This window comes from Lysinibacillus sp. IITD104, from assembly GCF_036698265.2.
In the GTDB taxonomy this organism is placed as follows: domain Bacteria; phylum Bacillota; class Bacilli; order Bacillales_A; family Planococcaceae; genus Lysinibacillus; species Lysinibacillus boronitolerans.
Genome location: NZ_JBAHYH020000001.1, coordinates 3,635,943 through 3,658,920, shown reverse-complemented (window position 1 = coordinate 3,658,920; position 22,978 = coordinate 3,635,943). Strand labels below are relative to the sequence as shown.

Here is a 22,978-nt window from a genome sequence, read left to right as displayed (position 1 = left end):
ACACGCTACTTAGTGAGGGATAGAATGAAAAAATGTAGAGAAAATGTAGCGCCATTTGCAGAATATCAACAGCTCATGCAACTGAATCCATTTGATGCAATCATTTGTTTGAGACAAGTTGATAAGACAGTGTTTGAGGTCGTTGAATTTAATGAAAAGCTATCGTCAATGATTGAGCTGGAGGATATAACAGCCAAAAACGCTGAGAACTTTTTTACTAAGCAATGCTGGCTGCAATTGTCGGGATTTCTAATTCAAGAAATCAATAAACAGCATACTCTAAAATTAGGTAACGGTCTTCAAGAGAAAACATTTATGCTTCATGTTCAGCACTTTTCTGAATCAATAGTTGCCATTATTCTTCGAGCGACACAATTTGAAGAAAATCCCTATTTACAGTTCATTGAACAACATATAAGTCCAGTGTTAACGACAGATTTACAAGGTCGAATAATTCATCAAAATATTGCTGCTACTGCTACACTATCGAGAGAGCAGCACAGTCTAATTGGACTAGATATTTTTTCATTACTCGAAAGTAAATATCTCAATGAGTTTAAACTATTATTTACCAAAACAATCGAAGGTTCAGCGTTTGGCATGCCTAAATGCTTATTGAAAGGTGATTTACTAAGCAAAGAGCCCTTTTATTTAAGAACGCATCCAACCTATTATAATGGAGAAGTTGTGGGTGTCCACCTATTTGTTAAAGATGCTAATTCATTTATGAATGATCATGAAGCATTCTATTACCTAGCACTAATGGATGAATTAACAGGTATTTGGAATCGAAAAGCTTTTAAGGAGCATTGGCTACAGCATTTAAATGATAAAAAGCAAGAGCATAAGCAAGCCGCTCTTATTTTAGTTGACATTGACCGTTTTAAAAAGTTTAATGAATCCCTTGGCGAGAGCAAGGGAGATGATTTGATGCGTATGTTTAGTCATAGGTTACGGGAGCTTTGCTACTCAAAGTGTTCGCTATATCGATATAATAGTGATGAGTTTATTTTTGTGCTAAAAGATGCAACCATCCAAAAAATTGAACGAACTGCAAACTTGATTATGGACGTATTAAAACAGCCATTTATGATAGATGGACAGGAATATTTTATTAGCGTATCGATTGGGATTTCACTTAGCCCAGCAGATGGTAAAGATATCGAGACACTTGTACGGAAAGCAGATAAAGCTTTATTTTCTGTTAAAGAACATGGTCGTTCACATTATCGCTACTACCGTGAAGATATGACGGCCATTTTTCCAAACGAAGCATTAATGGAGGCACATTTACGTCGAGCAATTGAATTTAATGAGCTAAGTCTTCATCTACAACCGCAAATGGATTTAGCAAATAATAGCATCAATAGCTTTGAAGCATTATTACGATGGAATAACCGTAAATTTGGTTTTGTATCACCAGCGCAATTTATTCCTATTGCGGAAGCCTCAGGGTTGATTATTGAAATCGGTGATTGGATTATTGATGAGGTATGTCGTTACCAAAAAGAATGGCAATCGAAAGGATATCGTCCTGTACGGATTGCAGTCAATATATCACCAAAACAGTTTAGAAAAGAAAATTTTGCCCGGAAAATTAAAACAGCTTTAAAGAAATATGGTGTACCACCTGAATTATTAGAAGTAGAAATTACCGAAAGTTCCATGACAAATGTACATGAAACATTTTCGATTCTTACAGAACTGAAGCAATTAGGTGTTTATGTGTCTGTGGATGACTTTGGGACAGGCTATTCATCATTAAGTTATCTCAAGCGTTATCCGATTGATATTATAAAAATTGATCAGTCATTTATTGCAGATATAGCAAAGGATGACAAAAATGAAGCCATCATAAAAGCCATTATCTCGATGTCTCATAATTTAGGGTTAGAGGTCATTGCAGAGGGAATTGAAGAACCCACACAAGTCGATTTTCTCAAACGCCATCGTTGTCAAAAAGGGCAAGGCTATTTGTATAATAAACCATTACCAGTTGAAACGATTGTACAACAATATTTTGTTAGCTAGAAAACGGGTAGCACTTACATCATAAAATAGATGAAGTGCTACTTTTTAATTTGTCGTTTTTAAGACCTTTTAAAACAATTGCTGTAAATTGGGACATCTCGGAGGTTAGGTCAAAATCTTCACTATGTATTAACCAATCATAGACATTCGCACGCATACAGCGCTGAATAAGTGTTTGTATGGTAGTAGCAGATAGATCCTGTCTAAATTCCCCTTGTTGAATACCTTCCGCGATATAGGTATTCATTATCTGAAAAATCTTTCGTTGTGGATTGATTAAATAATGATCCTGTTCTACTTGGTTTGTCATAGCAGCCGTATATACTGTACGCAATAAATCCTTTCCTACAATTTTTGTTAAATAGTTCATTTGCTCTTGAAACACTAATAGTATTTTTTCACTAGCTGGTAATGTGGCATCAATATTTTTTTCAACTGTACTATAAAAATTATCAAGTTCCTTAAATTTTTCTAAAATAACATCGTATTTAGATGGGAAATGTGTATAAAAGGTACCCTTCGAAACATTGCATGCCTTCGTAATTTGTTCAACAGAAACATGTTCATAACCATGTTTGTTAAATAAGTCTAAAGAAGTTTTCAATAATTTTTCACGTGTTTCTAATGCCTTTTTCTGTCTGCTTGTGAGTGCTTCCATAGGTAGCTAATACCCCCTATATAAAATATTGTAAAATATCTTCTGTAAAAAATATTCTGAAAATATCAAATTTTTAATTGACGAGATGGATTTCGATTGATTATGATTTAAATGACCAAGGTCAATGACTGTGGTCAGTGAAATTATCTCGTTATTAATGTTACTTTAAAAAATGAAAGTTGGCTAGTATATCATCAAGTTTTCCTGGTGTATTTTCAAGGTATGAGGAGGTCACAATGAAGGAAAAATTAGGTTTTATTGGCTTAGGGAATATGGGTTTACCGATGTCTATTAACTTATTAAGAGCAGATTATGAGGTGTTTGGTTTCGATACGAATGCGAAAACAATGGAACAATTCGTCGCAGCAGGTGGTATCGGTCTTGAGACAGCAATAGATATTGCGAAACAATGTGATGTTATTATGACAAGTTTGCCTACCCCTCACGTTGTAGAATTGGTTTATCAGTCAGAACAAGGAATTTTACAACATGCAAAGAAAGGATGCCTGCTGATTGATTTCAGTACTGTTAATCCCGAATTGAATGATACGTTACATACAGAAGCTAAAGCTTTGGGATTACGTTATTTGGGCGCACCTGTCAGTGGGGGTGTAATTGGGGCTGTCAATGCGACATTAACCATTATGGTTGGTGGTGACACAGCTGATTATAAAAGTGCTACAGAAATATTCGGAATAGTGGGGAAAAACGTTTATCACCTGGGCACATCTCCAAGTGTAGGAACGCGAATTAAATTACTCAATAACTTAATGATTGGCTTTTACACAGAGGCAGTCGCTGAAACTATTTTACTTGGAGAAAAAATGGGTATTCAGGCAGACACGCTGTATGAGGTATTAAGTAATAGTTATGGGCAAAGCCGTATTTATGAACGCAATTATATGGAGTATATGAAAAATGATAATTATGAGCCAGGCTTTTCGACAAATCTATTAGTAAAAGATTTGAAATTAGCTAAGGAAATGGCAGATGAAGCAGGCGTATCTCTGCGAATCGGTGAAAAGCTGGTGGATCTTTACAGTGAGATTGTGCAGCAGGGCTATGGAGAAAATGATATGTCTGCAGCTTATTTAAGCTTAAAAGAAAAATGTAAACTAGAACAATTTTAAGAGGAGGATATGGATATGACAACAGCACAAGTGGTTAAAACATTAACACATTTTATTGGTGGCAAAATGGTTGAAGGGAAAAGTGGGCGATTTGGGTCGGTGTTTAATCCAACAACAGGTGAAGTCATTGCTAAGGTACCCCTTGCAACAGTAGAGGAAACACGAGATGCTATCGAGCAAGCTCAAGCAGCATTTCCAGCTTGGCGTGATACATCAGTAGCGAAGCGTGCAGAAATTGTACTAAAGTTCCGTAACCTTATCACTGACAATATGGAGGAGCTATTACAGATCATTTGTACTGAAAGCGGTAAAACGATTGAAGATGCCAAAGGTGAAATTACACGAGGACTTGAATCTGTTGATTTAGCCATTGGTGCGCCCCACTTAATGAAAGGAGAATACTCTGTAAATGTTGGAGGTCAAATAAATGCTTATTCTGCAAAATATCCATTAGGGGTTGTGGCGGCAATTTCTCCATTTAATTTCCCCATCATGGTGCCTCTAGCGCAAACGAGTATGGCCCTTGCTGTAGGAAACGCGGTGATTTTAAAAGCATCCGAACGTGTGCCGATGACTGCATTGTATGTTAGTGAGCTTTGGAAGAAGGCAGGGTTGCCTGATGGTATTTGGACAGTGGTCAATGGTGATAAAGATGCGGTCAATGAACTTTTAGAAAACCCAACTGTGCAAGCGATTTCATTTGTTGGATCAACACCAGTGGCAAAGTATATTTATGAAACTGGATCAAAATACGGAAAACGCGTTACGGCACTAGGCGGGGGTAAAAATAATATGGTTGTAATGCCAGATGCCGATCTTGAACAGGTAGCTAATGCCTTTATTGGAGCAGCATATGGGGCAGCCTCTCAACGCTGTATGGCGATATCTACTATTATGCCTGTAGGAAAGGATACTGCAGATCGTCTAGTGGAGATTCTGAAGGAAAAAATCTCTAATCTTAAGGTCGGCCCTTATACAAACCCTGATTCAGATTTCGGCCCTGTTATTTCTCAACAATCAAAAGAAGCAATACTTACTGCAATTGATCGAGGAGAAGCAGAAGGAGCTTCAGTAATCTGTGACGGACGGGAACTTGACATTGTTAAAGAGTCTAAAGGGTTTTATGTAGGACCTACATTATTAGATCATGTAAAGCCAGGCATGGAAGTTTATGAGCAAGAAATATTTGGTCCAGCTCGCAATGTAGTTCGTGTAGATTCATTAGAGGAAGCTATAACACTTATAAATAAGCATGAGCTAGGTAATGGCGTCACAATTTTTACGAATGATGGATTAGCAGCTCGCAAATTTACGACAGAAATTGATGTTGGCATGGTTGGTGTCAATGTACCAATTCCAATTCCCGTTGGCTATCATAACTTTGCTGGCTTTAAAGGCTCTCGTTTTGGTGAGGGGCATATGTTTGGACCAGATCAAGCACGTTTTTTTACAAAAACAAAGACAATTTCAGAGCGTTGGATGGCTGGTAACGCCTCCGCAGCATCCACATTTGCATTCCCAAGCAATAACGACTAATAAAACCTAGAGCTGTAGAGACATACAGCTCTTTTTCTAAAAAAGGGGATGGGTGAGGTGTAAATGTTAGAGTATATCGGTCTTTTTGGTAGTTTATTTAACAAAGAGGGGGTATAAATCTACTTATTTCAGCACCGTTAACTGCGCTGTTAGCAGCCTTAACAAATGGTCTCGCATTTTTTCCTCAAACAGCTAATGAAAATCAGGCCAACTTCCTAACTTTTAATTGTAGCCTTAACTAGTGGCTGTCTCGTGGCTTATTTAGTGAGCTACAAATATGCAAAGTCAGTTGGCGCAACATTAGCAGCAGGTGCAATAGGTGCGATCATTGCCATTGCCAATACGGCGGCTGTTGTCGGCTTTGAAGGCGTAGTAAAAGCAACGCCATCCTTTGTTGCAACAGTAGATGTAATGACCAATATTCCTGGTAGTCCGCTGATTGGAGGAGCCTTAGCAATAGCTGTTATTGCTGGTTTAACAGGTTCAGCATCAGGGGGACAAACGATTCCAATGCCCTTACTTGCACCGCATTATATCGAGATGGGTGTAGATACAGAGGCACGTTACATCGAACAATCGCTATAGCATTTGGTTCCCTAGATTCATTGCCACACGGTGGATATGTTGTGACAACCATCAATTCAGTTTGTAATGAAAAGCAGAAGGATGCATATATGCCATTTGGAGCTTTGACGGTTATTATCCCCATCATAGGTACAATACTTGCGATCATATTATTCTTATTAGGGATGTAGGAGGGATGTAGTATGCAAGGAAAAACGGTTTTTATTACAGGAGCAGCTCGTGGTATTGGCCTTGCCATGGCACAAGCATTTGATGAGCAAGGGGCTAATGTTGTGATTACGGATAAAAATGAACAGCTTTTAGAAGAAGCTGTCGCACAAAACCCCTCTTTAACTTCCTTTATATGTGATGTGACAGAAGAACAAGCCATAAGAGAAGCCATTGATTTTACAATTAATAAATTCTCAACATTAGATATTTTAATCAATAATGCAGGATTTCAACATGTATCGCATATTGAGGATTTTAAGACAGAAATTTTCGAGGCAATGCAAAAAGTGATGGTCGTTGCTCCCTTTGTGGCGATGAAGTATGCGTTACCATATATGAAGAAAAATCAATTTGGTCGCATTATTAATATGGCATCCATCAATGGCGTTATTGGGTTTGCTGGTAAGGCTGGTTACAATGCAGCAAAGCATGGTGTGATTGGGCTCACTAAGGTAACCGCACTAGAGGTGGCGACAAATGGAATTACGGTAAATGCCATTTGTCCAGGGTATGTTGATACGGAATTAGTACGTAATCAGTTTATGGATTTAGCAAAGACACGGGGTATTCAAGTGGAAGAAGTACTTGAACAAGTGTTATATCCACTTGTCCCACAAAAACGTTTACTTGATGTCTCGGAAATTACTGGACTTGCATTATATTTAGCAAGTGATGTAGCAAAGGGGTTAACCGGTCAGGCCATTCTATTAGATGGTGGCTATACAGCTCAATAGCTTAGGAGGGAAAATATGATTCAAACAAAAACCATCTTTACCGTTCATTCACCAGGAACGATTGTATATGGTCGTGATTCATTTGAAGAAGTAGGAGAGTATGCTAAAAAACTAGGCTCTAAGGCATTAATTATTAGTGATCCAATCATGGACAGTTTAGGCTTTGTCAAGCAATGCCATACACTGTTAAAGAACCAAGGGCTAGAAGTCGTTTCATATTTAGGGGTGACAACAGAGCCAGATGATACGTATGTAGCAGAGGGATTGCAGCTTTTGCAGAAGGAAAACTGTGATGTCATTATATCTGTTGGTGGTGGTAGCTGTATTGATACGGCAAAGGCGATTGCAGTAGTGGCTACAAACGGTGGCTATATAGGGGATTATATGAAAATGGCAAAGGTAGCAGCTTCTGTACCAATCCCACACATAGCGATACCAACGACAGCGGGTACAGGCTCTGAAGCAACAGATGCAACCGTTATTACCAACACGATAAATGATGTGAAAATGATGATTAAGCAACCAGCTTTTATGCCAACTGTTGCGATTGTTGATCCTATTTTAACCATTACTTCACCTCCTGCCATTACCGCAGCAACAGGAATAGATGCATTGAGCCATGCCATTGAGAGCTATTTATCGCGCTTAGCTCATCCTTATTCGAATGTGCTCGCCTTATCTGCTATGGAATTAATTGTGAATAACATCATAAAGGTTTATGAACATGGCGATGATGTTGATGCTAGAGAAGCGATGTCATTGGGCTCGATGCAGGCAGGGCTGTCATTTTCAAATGCTTCTGTTGCCCTTGTGCATGGAATGTCGCGTCCGATTGGTGCTCTTTTCCATGTTCCTCATGGTATCTCCAACGCGATGCTTTTACCAGCTGTACTAGACTATTCAAAAGATACTTGTATAGATCGATTGGCAGATTTAGGACAATTTTTTAATAAAACAAAAGAAAGTCTATCACAAGAGGAGCTTGCTCAGCTTGCTATTACTTCCATTAAAAATATGTGTAAGCATATGAAAATTGGCAATTTAAAACAATGGGGAATAGAGGAGCATGCTTATTATCAGGCCATTCCTAAAATGGCTGAGGATGCGCTTGCAAGTGGAAGCCCAGGCAACAATCCGAAGATACCAACCTTACAAGAGTTAATGGAGTTATATAAAATTGCCTATACGTATGAGTTTTAATTATATTGAAGAGCTATTCAGACTAATGAATGGCTCTTTTATATTTTTTTAGAAAATAAACTCACATTCTATAGAATTAATATGACATATTCGAGAATATATAGTAAAATTTTAGTGAATCATCATTCATTTTTAACAAAGGGGGAAATGGAATGTTGCAAGGGAAAACGATTATTATTACGGGTGGATCAAGTGGCATGGGCCTGTATATGGCAAAGCAATTCGTGACTGAGGGAGCTAATGTTGTTATAACAGGTCGTAACGAAGAACGATTAGCAGAGGCAAAAAAATTTATAGCGGAGGCTGGTCCCTCTATTGAGACATTCCAAATGGATGTACGTGTACCTGAGCATGCTGAGGCTATGCTCGCATTTGCTATTGAAAAATTTGGTCAAGTGGATGGGCTTGTGAATAATGCAGCAGGTAACTTTATTGTACGTGCAGAGGATTTATCCCCGAATGGCTGGAAGGCTGTCGTGGATATTGTATTAAATGGTACATTCTATTGTTCTTCAGTAGTAGGCAAGTATTGGATTGAACATAAGATTAAAGGGTCTATATTAAATATGGTAGCGACGTATGCTTGGAATGCAGGAGCAGGTGTGATCCATTCTGCTGCAGCAAAAGCAGGGGTACTTTCATTGACGAGAACGCTAGCTGTTGAGTGGGGGAAACAGTATGGAATTCGCGTTAATGCTATTGCACCAGGTCCAATCGAGCGTACTGGTGGAGCCGATAAGCTTTGGGAATCAGAAGCAGCGGCAGCTCGTACACTAGATTCTGTTCCACTAGGCCGTATAGGAACACCAGAAGAAATTGCTGATTTAGCTACGTTTATGATGTCTAACAAAGCAAGTTATATGAATGGAGAATGTGTAACTTTGGATGGTGGGCAGTGGCTCAATCAATATCCATTCTAAAAATGTTTGCATAACGAATAGCTGGGTTGACGCATACTAAGGGTAAAGAAAGGAGTTTTGCCGATGGGTATGTGGTTAATACCAGCAATTATTGCCATTGTAATCATTTCTGCTATTTCGTTTGTCTATACGCTAAAAATAGCCAAAATGACTTCTGAACGGAAATCTGAAAATGATACTCCGATTTCTGAAACAGTTGAAGAGTATGCAACGATGTTGAACCCAATTGTTTGGGTCTATGCAATTTTTTTGCTTTTTTTAGGAATCATGATTTTTTATTACTGGAGTAAGACTGGCTATTAGATAGGAACCATCTTCATTCAGTCACGAAAAACTGGACTGAATGAAGATATACTAAGTTTTTGCTGTAAGGGTTAAAATAATTCATTGTTCATGAAAAACTCTTCTTGGCCTTGTCGTGGTCATACATAGAAAAGTTGTGATATGATGAAAGGGAAGGACTGTTCTACACAGTGAGGACAGAAAAGGAGAAGAAGTTCATGATTTCAACTAACAGCAAAGACTTATTAGCAATGCCAATTAGTGATTTTATCATTTCCTCTGAAAAAGTTGCGCATGTACAAAGTGGAAATAGTGCAGAACATGCACTCCTTGTACTAACACGTACAGGGTACTCGTCCATACCTGTATTAGATTTGAAATATCGACTTCAAGGTTTACTTAGCATGAAAATGATTACCGAATCGATTCTTGGACTTGAGCATATTGAATATGAAAAGCTACCTGATATTAAGGTTGACTCTATTATGGAAAAAGAGATCGCTGTATTGAAGCTGACGGATACTTTCCAGCGTGCTTTGGATTTAGTTATTAACCACGCCTTTTTATGTGTAGTGGACGAAGATGGTACATTCGCAGGGATATTAACAAGACGTGTTATTTTAAAGCAATTGAAAAAATATATTTATCAAAAAGAGTAGTAGCTTAAGAGGGAACTCAGATGAAAATCATGAGGCCCTCTTTGCTTGTATTGGAGGTTTACAGATTGATGGCAACAGAGGCAGAAATTTTAAAAATCTTAGCTGAAGAACGCAATATGCGGAAAGCAGCAGAACGTCTATTTTTATCCCAACCAGCCCTTTCACAACGATTGCAAACGATTGAGAAAGACTGGGGTGCACAATTATTTATTCGTTCACAAAAAGGTTTAACAGCAACACCTGCTGGTGAACAAGTTATTGCTTATGCAAAGGAAATGCTAGCCAAAAAGGAAGAAATATTTGAAACGATTCAATCCTTAACGACAAAGGTAAACGGGACATTGAAAATTGCTTGTGCTTCCATTGTTGGTCAGAACTGGCTACCAAAAATCTTGAAGGAGTTTGTGTCAAAATATCCAGAGGCTAAAATATCACTGATGACGGGCTGGAGTTCTGAAATTGTGAAGGCTCTTTACGAGGGCGAGGCCCATGTAGGCATTGTACGAGGCCAAGTTGACTGGAAAGGAGAAAAGATCCACCTTTTCAGAGATACTCTTTATTTAGTGGACAAAGAGGTTAAAACAATTGAAGATGTGTTAAAAACAGACCGTCCATTTATTCAATATAAGAGTGATTCCAACTATTATCAAGAAATTCAGCAATGGTGGCAGCAGCATTTTGCCTCGAATCCAAGAAAACAAATTTTAGTGGATCAAATTGAAATTTGCAAGCAAATGGCATTAAATGGTATCGGTTATGCAATCTTGCCTTCTATTACGTTAAATGACCACGATGCCATTCACAAAATCCCTCTATCAAATGATGAAAAAGAGTTTGGTCTTACACGCGATACTTGGCTAATTGGTTATGAATCCTCTTTTGAATTAAGGCAGGTAGAGGCGTTTGTTGAAGTGGTGCAGGATCATGCGCGGTGTTTGTTTGACTATACTAAATAGAAAATCAGGCAGCTCCAAGTTGTTTTGGAGTTGCCTTTTGACATTGTAGAAATCTTAAGAGTTTATGAATATTCATGAAGATATCATAAGAAATGGAACAAAATGCAATCTAAATCGTATAATTATGTAACCATCTATTTACATAAAAAGGGGTTGAGCTTTTGAAAAAGACAAAATGGACGGCACTGACCTTACTAGTCATGCTTGTAATGAGCTTTATCTTGCCTGCAACAGAGGCGAGTGCGGCTGCTACGCTAGAGGTGAAAGCAACAGCAGGTATTTCTGGTAAAGCGAAATATCAATCAGTAGTACCACTACAAGTTACAGTGAAAAATAATGGAGCTGACTTCTCAGGAGATATGGCGATTAATTCATCAAATTCTTATGAGGCAGCTTCAGCACTCGTCGTGCCAATTGATATAGCAGCAGGAGAGGAAAAGACATTTACTTTCTATCTTGATGGTTTAGCTGACTATAGTTATTCGGACACAGATTTATTTGCCTTTTATGAGGGGAACATTGAAAAAGGAAAAAAGATTGCCTATAAGGGAACAAAACGTCTGCAATCAAACTTTTTAGATCCCTCATCAACATTCATTTATACACTAACAGATAAAAGTGATCGACTTTCAGCACTATTACGTTTATCAACATTTGTAGCTCAAAGCAATGTGGAAGTATTTAATATCAATCAATTAAAAGATTATACACTTCCAGAAGATTCGCAGGGACTTGCAATGGCCAATGTCATTGTTGTAGATGAAGTGGCTATTGCTGATTTAACTCAGAAGCAACAAGAAGCATTATTAAAATGGGTGCAAGATGGAGGTACCTTACTTCTAGGTGCTGCTGACCAAATTAATGCTACAGCAGGCATTTTTAAAGAGTATTTACCTTTGTCATTATCACAAGAAATGACTGCGATTTCTGCAGAAGCTTTAACTAAAATGTCAGGAGGCGGCATTTTTACACAGCCGATTTCAGTTTACTCAGCTACTAGTAGTGAAGGAAGTTTACCTGTATTAACAGAAAATAATACAGTGTTAGCAGCAAAGAAAAAAGTGGGTAGCGGGGAAGTGATTCAAACTACCTTCTCTTTAGGTGATCAACCACTTGCTTCTATGGACGGCTACGGAGCACTTTTAGCCAAAGTGATAAATATTCAAAGTATTTCACAGCAAGGAATAATGAGACAGGGACAATCTCCTCTCGATCAAATATCTTATGAACTTCGTAACATAAACGAATTATTTCCATCCTTCGAAGTATCAGTGAGCTATATGCTAATTGTCATTATTCTTTATATTTTAATTATCGGGCCAATCCTTTATTTTATCTTGAAAAAAGCGGACAAGCGCGAGCATGCATGGTGGATTATACCATCTATCTCTGTTGTTCTTTCCATTGTTCTCTTTATTGTCGGAGCGAAGGATCGTATTGTTCAGCCACAAGTTCAACAATCGGCATTCTATAAAGTAAATGAAGACAATAGTGTAAATGGCTACTATGTAGAGTCCATTCTAACGAATCGCAGTGGGGACTTTGTGGTCAATGCTGACCAAAATACAACGGCCGTTGCATTAAGAAATTATAATAACTTCACAGGCACAATGGGACCATTACATGAATCTTCTTATATAAAAGAAAATGCTAGCGGTTCAACACTAACATTACGTGATTTAAGCTACTGGTCTGTGCAATCCTTTGGTGGAAAAACATCAGCGCAAAATATTGGGAAGATGGATATTGATATTACACTGAAAAATGAAAAACTAACAGGAACGGTTAAAAATAATTTCCCATTTGCATTAAAAGATGTCACATTAATCTCCGGTGTGAAAGAAGTGAAACTGGGTGATATTGAAGCAAACGGAACATTACAGGTAAATAAAGAACTGAAAACAACGGTTCTTCAAAAACCATCTATCTTCAATAATTATAATTATAGTTACCCATCGAAAAAGGATGAGGTAGACCCAATGCGTATTGAAAGAATGAAAACATTAGCATTGCCGCTTGTCGAAAAGGATAACCAGCCAATACTTACAGCTTGGACAGATCAAGCTGTGGTAGGTGTTGAACTAGAAACAAGTGCTAATATGTCACCAATTACGATGCTTGTTCAACCATTTAAAGGAAAAGTTGAGCTAACAGGTCCATTTACAATGAAGCGTAATAACTTCTCGTATTCAGTAGAGCCGCTATCAGCAAATGGGTATTATGAAAAGATCGAGGAAGAATTGAATAAATGGTACCTATCTGAAGGGTTGTACGAAGTAACGATGGCCATGCCGGATCAATTTATGGATGCCGTTGAATCACTTAATGAGCTCACAATTTCTAATAAGGATGTCTCACGTATGCAGCTATCCATTTGGAATAATGAAACGAATATATATGAGCCTTTAGTCGATACAAAGCAAGTGTTTACAGACAAAGTTTCAACATACTTTAATCAAGATGGAGAGCTTCGAATTGAAATCAAATATGGTCCTGATCCATCAGGAGAACAAACAAAGTTACCAGACATAGAGCTGAAAGGAGTGGCAAAATAATGATTGAAATTCGTGATTTAACGAAACGATATGGCTCCTTTACAGCATTAGATCATTTAAACTTATCTTTGGAAGAAGGCGTTGTATTTGGATTTGTTGGCGCCAATGGAGCAGGTAAATCAACAACATTCTCTATTTTAGCTACACTATTGTCACCGACTTCTGGGGATGCTCTGATAAATGGCAAAAGTGTTGTGAAGGAACCAAAGGAAGTTCGAAAGCAAATTGGTTATATGCCCGATTTCTTTGGTGTATACGATCAGCTAAAAGTAGATGAATATTTAGATTTTTATGGAGCGAGCTACGGTATTCAGTTAGCAGAGCGCCAAGTGTTAATTCCACAACTATTAGAACTCGTAAATTTAACAAATAAACGCTATGAATATGTTGATTTATTATCACGTGGGATGAAGCAACGCTTATGTTTAGCTCGTGCACTTATCCATGATCCAAAGGTACTGATTTTAGATGAGCCTGCATCAGGACTAGATCCACGTGCTCGTGTGGAAATGCGAGATATTTTACGAAATTTAAAGTCCATGGGGAAAACAATTTTAATATCGTCACACATTTTGCCAGAGTTGGCTGAAATGTGTGATGAAATCGGTGTTATAGATAATGGTAAATTAATTGCACATGGCAATGTAGCTGCCATCCAAGCACAACTACAAGGGGAAAAGCGTATTGTGCTTAAAATAACAGATCGTTTAGACGAGGTACGAGCATTTTTAGAGGAAGATCCGCATATATCATCAATTGATGTCATCGACAATCGTTTAGAAATAGCCTTTAACTATCGAGGAACAGACGCAGAGCAGGTGGCATTGCTGAAAAAGGCGATGCTTGCAGATTTACCGATCTATGCTTTAAGTGAAGAAGAGAAAGATTTAGAGGATGTCTTTATGGCGATTACGAAGGGAGCGGACAATCAATGATGGAACGCTTTTATAATCCAGTATTTGTTAAAGAATTGAAGTTACGCTTCCGTTCTTTTAAAAGCTTTTCAGGTTTAATGTTTTATTTAGCTGTACTTTGTATTTTCATTGCAGGTTTTTTATTGCTTACAACTGAATTTACTGGCAGAGGCTTCTTTAGACCTGAGACAAGCTTTATGATGTTTGCTGTGCTTACCATTTTACAAATGGCATTAGTTCTTTTCATTACACCAAGTTTAACTGCAGGTGCTATCAGTAGTGAGCGCGAAAAGCAAACATTAAATATTTTATTAACAACAACACAAAGTTCTACACAAATAGTTATTGGAAAATTACTATCTTCCGTAGCATTTCTAGTATTGATGCTGGTAGCAGGCTTACCACTATATAGCCTAGTGTTTCTGTTTGGTGGTGTGTCGCCTTCACAGCTTATTTCTATATTTTTATTTTATTTAGTCACTGTAGTAGCGATAGGTAGTATAGGCGTGATGTTTTCTACGATTACCAAGAGAACCATTGTTGCCATGATTGCCACATACGGCTCAATTATTTTCTTAGGAGGTATTACTGCATTCTTCTTCTTTTTAACAATGGCCTTTCATCAAATGGGCAACGCCATTGGAACAGGTGCCTCCTTTATGACCTATTTCTGGGCGTCAATTAATCCAGGTGCCTTGATGCTGACACTTATTTCTCCAGAGATGGGGGATGCGTTAGCAGAGCTTTCTGGTGTAGAACTACCTGTATGGATTACTTATTTAATTGCTTATGTATTCATCATTGTACTTTGTTTAACGATTGCGATTAAAAAATTGCGTGCCAACATGAAAAGTAACCGATGAGGAGGAATTTGTATGGAGCGTCGTAAGCAATTACGAAAATATATTCAGCGTGCAAAATCGAGATTAACTCTTGAAAGAAGCATTCCCATTGCACAATATGGTTTGTTTTTGGCATTGCTTTCGAGTGCTTCTCTCGTACTTATTTCCCGACTATTTGTCTGGCCATATTATCGCCAAATAGCATTAGGAGCCTTTATTACTGTTATTATTGCAACCATTGCTTATATGTGGTGGAAAAGGGTCAAAGAGCGAGAGGCATTGCATAAACTGGATCATTATTTCTCACATAATGAATTAGTGACAGCTTTATCATTTAAAGATGATCAGGATCCTCTTGTTCAATCATTATTATCGAAAGCAATGCAAAATGCTGAAAAAGCATTCGCAGACTTTAAGGCTCGAAAGAAAAATCTATTTCGTCCAAAGGCGTTTATCGGATTGTTTATTACAACAGTTGTACTAGCCATTCTTTACATGTTCCCAGCAGCTACGCAAATTGAAGCAATAGAGGTTGAAAAGGAGCAGGCAGTTATCCAAGATATAAAGAAGGAAGTTGCTGAATTAGAGAAAAAGGCGGAAACAAAAGAAGTAAAAGAGCAATTGCAAGAACTTCAAAATACTTTAAAAGAAGCTGAAACAGCAGAAGAAGCTTTACGAGAAGTTGTCAAAAAACAAAAGGAGCTAGCATTAAAGGAGCAGCAATTAAAGGATAAACAATCGGCTAGTCAAGATGGCACAACAGAAGGCCAAGGATTATCGAAGGAAGAGGTTGAGCAGCTAAAAGAGCTTGCCCAAATGCAGCAAGGGCTTACAGAAAATGCAAATGCCACACAAACTGCTATGAGTAAACTTGGTAAACCAGCAAGTAATTCCTTACAAAATGCAATTGCGAGTGCCAATAATGCAAGCAGCCACAATCAAAATAGTCAACAGTCATCTGGTAATTCCCAACCAAGTAATCAACAAGGCCAATCTAGTCAAAATAATGCTCAAAGTGGTTCTCAACAGCAAAATGGTAATAGCCAGAGCAAAGGTCCAGGACAGGGTCAAGGCCAAGGACAGGGTCAAGGCCAAGGACAGGGCCAAGGTCAAGGACAGGGTCAAGGTCAAGGACAGGGGCAAGGCCAAGGACAGGGACAGGGACAAGGCCAAGGTGGTCAAGGAGCAGGAAGTGGCCAAGGCGGAAGGAATTTGTTAACGACACCGAATCGAATTGGTGGGTCAACTGAGACATCAGTAGATGGTGGCGCATTAGGTGATGGTTCCCATGTATCTGAGCAACAAGGAAATGGTCCGATCACAAAAGGTTCTATTCGACCTTATGAAGAAGTAATTGGATCATACAAAGACAGCTATTTAGAGAGTTCAGAGCGTTTACAATTACCGAAGGATTTACAAAATGTCGTGCAATCTTATTTCACGTCAATTGAGTCGCAGTAGGAGGAAAAGAAATGGCCTTTACAGAGCAACAATATGTAGATATGAGTACGAAATTACAACGAGTTAAAGAAGAAATTCATCGCTTCATTGTTGGACAGGAAGAAGCAATTGATTACACCCTATATGCAGTATTAGCGGATGGTCATGCATTGTTAGAAGGTTTACCTGGTTTAGGAAAAACGATGTTGATTCGTACGATTTCAGAGGTACTGGATCTGTCGTTTTCACGTATTCAATTTACACCAGATCTTATGCCAGCAGATATAACGGGAACAAGCATGATTGAACGTACACCCGATGGGAAGCAGCAATTTACGTTTCAACCTGGGCCAATCTTTAGCCAAATGGTATTGGCTGATGAGATAAATCGCGCCACACCAAAAACCCAAAGTGCCTTGTTGGAAGCAATGGGGGAAAAAACGGTAACAATATTGGGGGATACAAAAAAAATGGCGAAACCATTTTTCGTGTTGGCCACTCAAAACCCTATTGAAATGGAAGGAACATACCCATTACCAGAAGCGCAGATGGACCGTTTCCTTTGTAAAATTCTTGTACCCTATCCTGAAAAAAGCGAACTTATGGAAATTATGAAGCGAACGACAGGAGCCCAGGAAATTGGTTTACAGAAGCAAATGGATACGGATGCTCTTATTGAAGCTCAGCAAATGGTAAAAGAAGTGATGGTTGCTGATGAAATGCTGGAGTATGCAACGGATCTAGTGGTGGCTACGCATCCTGAAAGAATAGATGCGCTTGATGAGGTTAAACAATATGCAATGTATGGAAGTGGTCCACGTGGTTTGCAGAGCTTAATCAAATTGGCAAAGGCAAGAGCTTTAATGAATGGTCGTTTTCATGTTTCTGTAGCGGATATTAAATCTGTTGCTAAGCCTGTTTTACGTCATCGAATGCTGTTGAATTATGAAGGGGAGGCTTCAGGAAAAACGGCAGACGATGTGATTGATGTAATTTTAGAAAAGGTTCAGCAAGGTATTAGCAAGTGACAGCTAAATACTTATTGCCCGAAGACTGGTTAGCGAAAATCAGTCGCTTTCAAATAGCGACGGCCTCCAAACTACGCGGGCAACATAAGGGCTCGCACCGTTCTCAACGCTTCGGGGCATCCCTCGATTTCTCAGATTTTCGAGAATACCATTTAGGAGATGATGTACGCCAAGTGGATTGGAACGTCTTTGCTCGTACAGATAAATACTTTATTAAAAGGTTTTTAGATGAGCAAGAGATGCGTGTACATATTTTACTAGATGCGACCAAATCAATGGGAGAACATGCTAAGTGGCTATTTGCTCGTCAAATTGTGGCCTCCCTCGGTCTAATGGTATTAGGTCGAGATGATCGTCTTTCCTTTTCTATTGTTCAAGATGAAGTGAAGCCACCATTTCGACGGAAGGGTACCATGTATCGCCGAGCTTTTTTACAGCTAGTAACAGATATAGAGGAAGCTAATTACTCTCATCGTTTTGCCAAGGATGCACTTAAAGCTTTGCCTAAAGATAGTACCGTATTATTCATCGTTACTGATGGATTAGAGCCAATTGAAGAATGGGAACAGCTATTAAAAAGGCTACCACGCTACGCTGGAGATGTTCGCATTTTGCAAATTGTAACGCAAGAAGAACTGTCACCAAATTACTCGGGTGATGTACGTCTCCTTGATCGTGAAACAGGTAATGATGTGAATGTGACGATGTCCTCTAGAGTACTGGAGTCCTACCATGCAAGACGTATACTACATGAAGAAGAATTTGAAGCCATTTGCCGTCGCTTTGGTGTTCGACAATTACAATTGAAAGTGGAAGATGGATTGCAATATGCGATTTTCCAGCAATTATTAAAAGCACATTGGATTAGGTGAGGTGAGCCGTATTGGGCTTTAGTCAAATTATATTTAGCTGGACGGCCATCATCCCGGTCATTGTCCTACTTTATTATTTTTTTCGAAAAAAATATACAGATCAAACTGTTTCTTCGACACTTTTTTGGTCGGAGATTATGCAGGAAACGCGTGTATCGCCTTATTTAAAGCATTTGCAAAAAAATGCCCTACTATATTTACAGCTTCTTGCTTTACTGCTACTTGTTTTGGCATTGATGAATCCTTATATAAAAAAATCAACCATTGTTGGTGCACAAACTATATTTATTGTAGATACTTCAGCCACAATGCTGGCAGGCAAAGAGCAATCAACCTTTGACGCTCATAAACAGGAAATGCTGAACTTGATGGATGAATTGAATGGTCGACCTGTCACATTAATTACAACTGGCGCAGCCCCAAAAGCTGTTTTACAGCAAGAAACAAACACAAATGAAATAAAAAAAGCTATTCAAGATTTACAAGTAACCTATGAAACTGCTGAAATGAATAAGGCACTGGATGTAGCACAGGCATTTGTGGGCGATACACCAACTTCTATCTATGTTTTTACAGATACACTTGATAAAAAGCAATTACCGATGGACAAGGATTCTGTTAAATGGCTAGTAAGAGGCGCTACTAAAGACTTAACAAATATTGCAATTACACGCTTTGCTGCTACGACAGATGGACAAGTTACGCTGGCGCTTATCCAACTTCATAATGATACAAATACCGAGCAAAAGATAACACTCGCATTGAAAAATGCAAAGGGTGAGGAGCTGGTAGCAGAAAGTGTCGTTGTGCCTCCAAATGAAGCCATTACGAAAACATTCAAAGATTTGCCTATTGCAAAATCGATGACAGCTACTATCGATGCAAAAGATGATTATGCTGTAGATAATCAACAAACTGTTTTACTACAAACGACTTCTTCAAAAATTGTTGTGGACCAAAGCATGCATCAACTGATACAAAAAGGTTTTCAAACGGTTAGTAGTGGTGTGAAAATCGTTCCTTCATCGCAAGTAGCTGACAATCAAGATGCTACAGTAATCACAAATCAAACAGCCTTATTAGAAAAGATGGATAAACCGCTTGTATTATTTGGTCGTGATGATGCAGAGAAAATAAAAGCAAGTGGGACGGTAAGCACTAGGAGTGATGCATTGTTTGCTTTTAGTGAACTAAAGGATGTTTATGTTAGTGCTATTTATCCTGGCTTTGCGGACTATGAAACGATTGCTTCTGTTGGAGAAGAGCCGTTCATACAACGCTCCCCTAAAGGAGATATTGTTATTTTAGCGGATATTGCCGATACTGACTGGCCCTTACATCCATCATTTCCACTATTTCTATGGAGTACTGAGCAGCAGCTAACAGAATCAGTTGGTTCACTTGGGATTTTTTCACCCAATGAACAGCGTGCAGTAGCTTTAGCGCAAGGAGACTGGAATGTTTATTCGCAAGAAGACGAGTTTCTTTCGTCTGTTACGAAGGGGATGTTAACTGCGCCAAAAGAGCCGGGCATTTATATGGTACGTTCAAATAATGAGGAAAAACAATTGATTGTCCAATTGCAAGCCCAAGAACGTGTTATTGAACAAGGAACAAGCTTTACATTAGGTGATATCTCAGACAACGGGAAGGAAGAAGTATCAATGACCTCTTTCGTACCTTGGCTAATTGTCATTATTTTACTATTGCTTGTTTCAGAGTGGGAGGTGCAACGACGTCGTGGATTTACGAATTGATATGCCGTTAGTATTGTTGTTACTCCTTCCATTATTCTTGTATTTTGGATGGACATACTTTCATGAGCGGCAGCGACTCAAAAGAAGTCATATTGTTGTACTTACTATTCGCATAGTGGCAGCAGGCTGTTTAGTTTTTGCACTTGCAGGACCGTATCTATTATTACCAATAAAAGAAGAACAAATTGTTTATTTAGTAGACCGTTCTGCATCTATGAATGGTACGGAAGATGAGATGGTTCAGTTTATTCAGGAAAGCCTACTATCAAAAAAAGAACCACAGCTTGCGGGCATTTATTCATTTTCCTCCACTTTACAAACAGAAGCCATTTTGTCTAAAACCTTAAAGGAAGTACCAAAACTGACTGAAATCAAAGCTACCGATCAAACGAATATAGAACAAAGTCTACAACTTGCCACAGGTATTATAGATCCTAAAAAGGCAACTCGTCTTGTGCTATTAACAGATGGTAATGAGACAAAGGGAGATGCTTTAGAATTTGCTTCGAAGTTGAAAGGCTCCAATATTAGTGTGGATGTTAAGACTTTTAGTCAGCCAGTTGTCAATGATGTGTCATTAAAAAGCTTTGTATCCCCTCAGGTTGCTTATGTTGGAGAGCAGCAACAATTAGTGACAGACATACATGCAACATCAGCGGCCCAAGGTGAGTTGTTATTATATGAAAATGATGAGCTTATTCATCGAGAGGCCATTGAGCTGACTGAAGGCACGAATGTGTTTACCTATAAACATGCAGCAACAGCTGAAGGGCTTGTAAAATATGAAGCCGTTGTTCAAGTTGGTCAGGATGCTATTTTTGAAAACAATAAGCTAACTAGTGTCACAATGGTTCAAAGTGAACCACATTTATTAATCGTGAATGGTTATGAAACAGCTTCACCAATCGGAGCAGCACTTGGTAGTCAATCGATTGCCTATGATGTTGTAGCGCCCGACAGTCTACCAAATGAACTATCCAGCTATTTGCAATATAATGCTATTATTTTCGACAATGTGCCAGGTCATTTAGTGGGTGAAGCAAAAATGAGTGTTATAGAGCAAGCAGTCAAAAACTTTGGTGTTGGTTTTACAATGGTTGGTGGAGAAAATAGTTTTGGTCTAGGCGGCTATTTTAAAACACCGATTGAAACCTTATTGCCAGTGGAAATGGAAATTAAGGGCAAAGAGCAATTACCTTCCTTAGGATTAGTGATTGTACTTGACCGTTCTGGCAGTATGCAAGGCTCGAAGCTTGAGCTTGCTAAGGAAGCAGCGGCACGTTCTGTTGAGATGTTGCGAGACGAGGATACATTAGGATTCATCGCCTTTGATGATCGTCCTTGGGAGATTATAGAGACAGGGCCTCTTAGCAGTAAAGAAGAGGCTGTAGATACTATTTTATCAGTAACACCTGGTGGTGGAACAGAAATCTATAGTTCACTAGCTAAAGCCTACGAGAACCTTGCTGATTTAAAGCTCCAACGTAAGCATATTATTCTCTTAACAGATGGGCAATCACAGGCAGGGAACTATGAGGATTTAATTGCTGAAGGAAAAGAAGAGGGTATAACCTTATCGACAGTAGCGATTGGACAAGATGCCGATGCGAACTTATTAGAAGCGCTTAGTGACATGGGCAGTGGACGTTTCTATGATGTGATAGATGAGCAAACCATTCCTTCTATTTTATCTCGTGAAACAGCTATGATTTCCCGAACGTATATTGAGGACAATCCATTCTATCCGGCAATTTATAATGCACCAGGATGGAATTCACTGTTTGCTAATGGTGTCCCACAAATGAATGCATACATTGGGACAACGGCAAAACAGGGGGCTACTGTTGTGGCAGAAAGCGAGAAGGAAGATCCTGTGTTAGCCCAGTGGCAATATGGTCTTGGTAAAACATTTGCCTTTACATCTGATTCAACGGGTAAATGGACAGGAGATTGGGCAAGATGGCAGAATTGGGGAGCATTTTGGCAAACACTTATTTCTCAAATGCTACCAAGCTACAATGATGTAGCCTATGATGTAAGATTGGAAGCAGATGGTTCCTTTATGATTACAGACCCTACAAATGAAGCCGCATTTTTAGATATTGTAGCGGTAAATGAAGCAGGGGAGGAGCTAGAAACACAACTTGAAACCATTTCCGCATCTCAAGTTCGAGCTGTAGTACAAGCTGAACCTGGATTAATTTTCTTCCGTGTAGCAGATGAAAAGCAGGCCATTTACCAGGCAGGTCTAAGTGTTCCTTATAGTGCCGAATACGAACTACTCCCTGTAAATAATCAACTGATAGAAGAGTTGACTCAACAAACAGGAGGCACTGTTTTAAAGGAACCACAAGATGTCTTCCGTGACTTTACGACAAAAGGAGCAGATCGGCAAAATATTGCCACATGGCTGCTCTTAGCGAGTATGCTCCTATTCTTTATTGATATTACCATAAGACGTTTTGGTTGGAATTTCCTAACGAACGCGAAGAAGAAAGAGCCGCTGGTTGAGGAAAAACCTGTACAGGCAGAGAATACAAATGTAGCACAGTTATTAAAAGGCATGAAAAAGAGATCTTAAAATGGAGGAGGCAGTGCAAACTTTAATAGGTTTGCACTGCTTTTTTTGTATTGTTTGAATAGAGAGTTGCTCCCTTTGTAGAGAGCGG

At 38.8% G+C, this 22,978-nt stretch carries 18 protein-coding genes and 1 pseudogene; 18 read left to right on the top strand and 1 reads right to left on the bottom strand.

The window, feature by feature from the left end; all coding sequences use genetic code 11:
• Nucleotides 1–24: 24 nt before the first annotated feature.
• A complete protein-coding gene (locus tag V1L66_RS18625) occupies nucleotides 25–2,031 on the top strand; it encodes an EAL domain-containing protein (protein ID WP_333006369.1) in 2,007 nt (668 codons plus the stop codon).
• Nucleotides 2,032–2,050: 19 nt separating this feature from the next.
• Here the strand turns inward: V1L66_RS18625 and V1L66_RS18620 are convergent, their stop codons facing one another.
• On the bottom strand, nucleotides 2,051–2,689 hold the full coding sequence (locus tag V1L66_RS18620) for a TetR/AcrR family transcriptional regulator (RefSeq protein ID WP_036075759.1): 639 nt from the start codon (nucleotides 2,687–2,689) through the stop codon (nucleotides 2,051–2,053).
• A gap of 236 nt (nucleotides 2,690–2,925) precedes the next feature.
• On the opposite strand from V1L66_RS18620, the gene V1L66_RS18615 reads away from it, so the two are divergent.
• The 17 genes and pseudogenes from V1L66_RS18615 to V1L66_RS18535 all read left to right on the top strand — a co-directional run bounded on the left by V1L66_RS18615 (nucleotide 2,926) and on the right by V1L66_RS18535 (nucleotide 22,890).
• A complete protein-coding gene (locus V1L66_RS18615) occupies nucleotides 2,926–3,819 on the top strand; it encodes an NAD(P)-dependent oxidoreductase (RefSeq protein WP_333006370.1) in 894 nt (297 codons plus the stop codon).
• A gap of 15 nt (nucleotides 3,820–3,834) precedes the next feature.
• A complete protein-coding gene (locus tag V1L66_RS18610; protein ID WP_258860272.1) occupies nucleotides 3,835–5,355 on the top strand; it encodes a CoA-acylating methylmalonate-semialdehyde dehydrogenase in 1,521 nt (506 codons plus the stop codon).
• A 222-nt stretch (nucleotides 5,356–5,577) separates the two neighbouring features.
• Nucleotides 5,578–6,110 (top strand): annotated as a pseudogene (locus tag V1L66_RS18605) (GntP family permease); the annotation flags it as partial.
• A 12-nt stretch (nucleotides 6,111–6,122) separates the two neighbouring features.
• The gene (locus V1L66_RS18600) at nucleotides 6,123–6,884 is read left to right on the top strand and encodes a 3-hydroxybutyrate dehydrogenase (protein ID WP_333006372.1); all 762 of its coding nucleotides are present in this window, start codon (nucleotides 6,123–6,125) and stop codon (nucleotides 6,882–6,884) included.
• A gap of 15 nt (nucleotides 6,885–6,899) precedes the next feature.
• Complete coding sequence (locus V1L66_RS18595) at nucleotides 6,900–8,084, top strand: iron-containing alcohol dehydrogenase (RefSeq protein WP_333006373.1); 1,185 nt, start codon at nucleotides 6,900–6,902, stop codon at nucleotides 8,082–8,084.
• Nucleotides 8,085–8,236: 152 nt separating this feature from the next.
• Nucleotides 8,237–9,004 (top strand): 2,4-dienoyl-CoA reductase, encoded by a 768-nt coding sequence (gene fadH / locus V1L66_RS18590; RefSeq protein WP_036075751.1) that lies wholly within the window; start codon nucleotides 8,237–8,239, stop codon nucleotides 9,002–9,004.
• 63 nt (nucleotides 9,005–9,067) lie between these two features.
• Nucleotides 9,068–9,307: a hypothetical protein gene (locus V1L66_RS18585; RefSeq protein WP_036075750.1), complete on the top strand. Its 240-nt coding sequence runs from the start codon at nucleotides 9,068–9,070 to the stop codon at nucleotides 9,305–9,307.
• Between the two features lie 197 nt (nucleotides 9,308–9,504).
• Nucleotides 9,505–9,945 carry a cyclic-di-AMP-binding protein CbpB gene (gene cbpB, locus V1L66_RS18580; protein WP_004224640.1) on the top strand — a complete coding sequence of 147 codons (441 nt, stop codon included), beginning with the start codon at nucleotides 9,505–9,507 and terminating at the stop codon, nucleotides 9,943–9,945.
• Between the two features lie 68 nt (nucleotides 9,946–10,013).
• The gene (locus V1L66_RS18575; protein WP_048391978.1) at nucleotides 10,014–10,901 is read left to right on the top strand and encodes a LysR family transcriptional regulator; all 888 of its coding nucleotides are present in this window, start codon (nucleotides 10,014–10,016) and stop codon (nucleotides 10,899–10,901) included.
• A 161-nt stretch (nucleotides 10,902–11,062) separates the two neighbouring features.
• Nucleotides 11,063–13,456: a hypothetical protein gene (locus tag V1L66_RS18570; protein WP_036075747.1), complete on the top strand. Its 2,394-nt coding sequence runs from the start codon at nucleotides 11,063–11,065 to the stop codon at nucleotides 13,454–13,456.
• Nucleotides 13,456–14,391, top strand: coding sequence for an ABC transporter ATP-binding protein (locus V1L66_RS18565; protein ID WP_016992437.1), 936 nt, complete (start codon nucleotides 13,456–13,458; stop codon nucleotides 14,389–14,391). Before V1L66_RS18570 ends, V1L66_RS18565 begins: the two co-directional genes overlap by 1 nt.
• Nucleotides 14,388–15,233, top strand: a complete 846-nt coding sequence (locus tag V1L66_RS18560) for an ABC transporter permease (protein WP_036075746.1) — start codon at nucleotides 14,388–14,390, stop codon at nucleotides 15,231–15,233. Before V1L66_RS18565 ends, V1L66_RS18560 begins: the two co-directional genes overlap by 4 nt.
• Nucleotides 15,234–15,245: 12 nt before the next feature.
• The gene (locus V1L66_RS18555; RefSeq protein ID WP_312125526.1) at nucleotides 15,246–16,673 is read left to right on the top strand and encodes a hypothetical protein; all 1,428 of its coding nucleotides are present in this window, start codon (nucleotides 15,246–15,248) and stop codon (nucleotides 16,671–16,673) included.
• Nucleotides 16,674–16,684: 11 nt separating this feature from the next.
• Nucleotides 16,685–17,680 carry a MoxR family ATPase gene (locus tag V1L66_RS18550; protein ID WP_258860268.1) on the top strand — a complete coding sequence of 332 codons (996 nt, stop codon included), beginning with the start codon at nucleotides 16,685–16,687 and terminating at the stop codon, nucleotides 17,678–17,680.
• Nucleotides 17,677–18,552 carry a DUF58 domain-containing protein gene (locus tag V1L66_RS18545; RefSeq protein WP_016992434.1) on the top strand — a complete coding sequence of 292 codons (876 nt, stop codon included), beginning with the start codon at nucleotides 17,677–17,679 and terminating at the stop codon, nucleotides 18,550–18,552. Before V1L66_RS18550 ends, V1L66_RS18545 begins: the two co-directional genes overlap by 4 nt.
• A gap of 11 nt (nucleotides 18,553–18,563) precedes the next feature.
• Complete coding sequence (locus tag V1L66_RS18540) at nucleotides 18,564–20,309, top strand: BatA and WFA domain-containing protein (protein ID WP_258860267.1); 1,746 nt, start codon at nucleotides 18,564–18,566, stop codon at nucleotides 20,307–20,309.
• Nucleotides 20,293–22,890: a VWA domain-containing protein gene (locus V1L66_RS18535; RefSeq protein WP_333006376.1), complete on the top strand. Its 2,598-nt coding sequence runs from the start codon at nucleotides 20,293–20,295 to the stop codon at nucleotides 22,888–22,890. The genes V1L66_RS18540 and V1L66_RS18535 overlap by 17 nt, the downstream gene beginning before the upstream one ends.
• Nucleotides 22,891–22,978 lie beyond the last annotated feature (88 nt).

What these genes read in the sequence shown, in the direction of transcription:
- V1L66_RS18625 (WP_333006369.1), top strand. Translation starts at nt 25, where the DNA reads ATGAAAAAATGTAGAGAAAATGTAGCGCCATTTGCAGAATATCAACAG.
- V1L66_RS18620 (WP_036075759.1), bottom strand. Translation starts at nt 2,689, where the DNA reads ATGGAAGCACTCACAAGCAGACAGAAAAAGGCATTAGAAACACGTGAA.
- V1L66_RS18615 (WP_333006370.1), top strand. Translation starts at nt 2,926, where the DNA reads ATGAAGGAAAAATTAGGTTTTATTGGCTTAGGGAATATGGGTTTACCG.
- V1L66_RS18610 (WP_258860272.1), top strand. Translation starts at nt 3,835, where the DNA reads ATGACAACAGCACAAGTGGTTAAAACATTAACACATTTTATTGGTGGC.
- V1L66_RS18600 (WP_333006372.1), top strand. Translation starts at nt 6,123, where the DNA reads ATGCAAGGAAAAACGGTTTTTATTACAGGAGCAGCTCGTGGTATTGGC.
- V1L66_RS18595 (WP_333006373.1), top strand. Translation starts at nt 6,900, where the DNA reads ATGATTCAAACAAAAACCATCTTTACCGTTCATTCACCAGGAACGATT.
- fadH (WP_036075751.1), top strand. Translation starts at nt 8,237, where the DNA reads ATGTTGCAAGGGAAAACGATTATTATTACGGGTGGATCAAGTGGCATG.
- V1L66_RS18585 (WP_036075750.1), top strand. Translation starts at nt 9,068, where the DNA reads ATGGGTATGTGGTTAATACCAGCAATTATTGCCATTGTAATCATTTCT.
- cbpB (WP_004224640.1), top strand. Translation starts at nt 9,505, where the DNA reads ATGATTTCAACTAACAGCAAAGACTTATTAGCAATGCCAATTAGTGAT.
- V1L66_RS18575 (WP_048391978.1), top strand. Translation starts at nt 10,014, where the DNA reads ATGGCAACAGAGGCAGAAATTTTAAAAATCTTAGCTGAAGAACGCAAT.
- V1L66_RS18565 (WP_016992437.1), top strand. Translation starts at nt 13,456, where the DNA reads ATGATTGAAATTCGTGATTTAACGAAACGATATGGCTCCTTTACAGCA.
- V1L66_RS18560 (WP_036075746.1), top strand. Translation starts at nt 14,388, where the DNA reads ATGATGGAACGCTTTTATAATCCAGTATTTGTTAAAGAATTGAAGTTA.
- V1L66_RS18555 (WP_312125526.1), top strand. Translation starts at nt 15,246, where the DNA reads ATGGAGCGTCGTAAGCAATTACGAAAATATATTCAGCGTGCAAAATCG.
- V1L66_RS18550 (WP_258860268.1), top strand. Translation starts at nt 16,685, where the DNA reads ATGGCCTTTACAGAGCAACAATATGTAGATATGAGTACGAAATTACAA.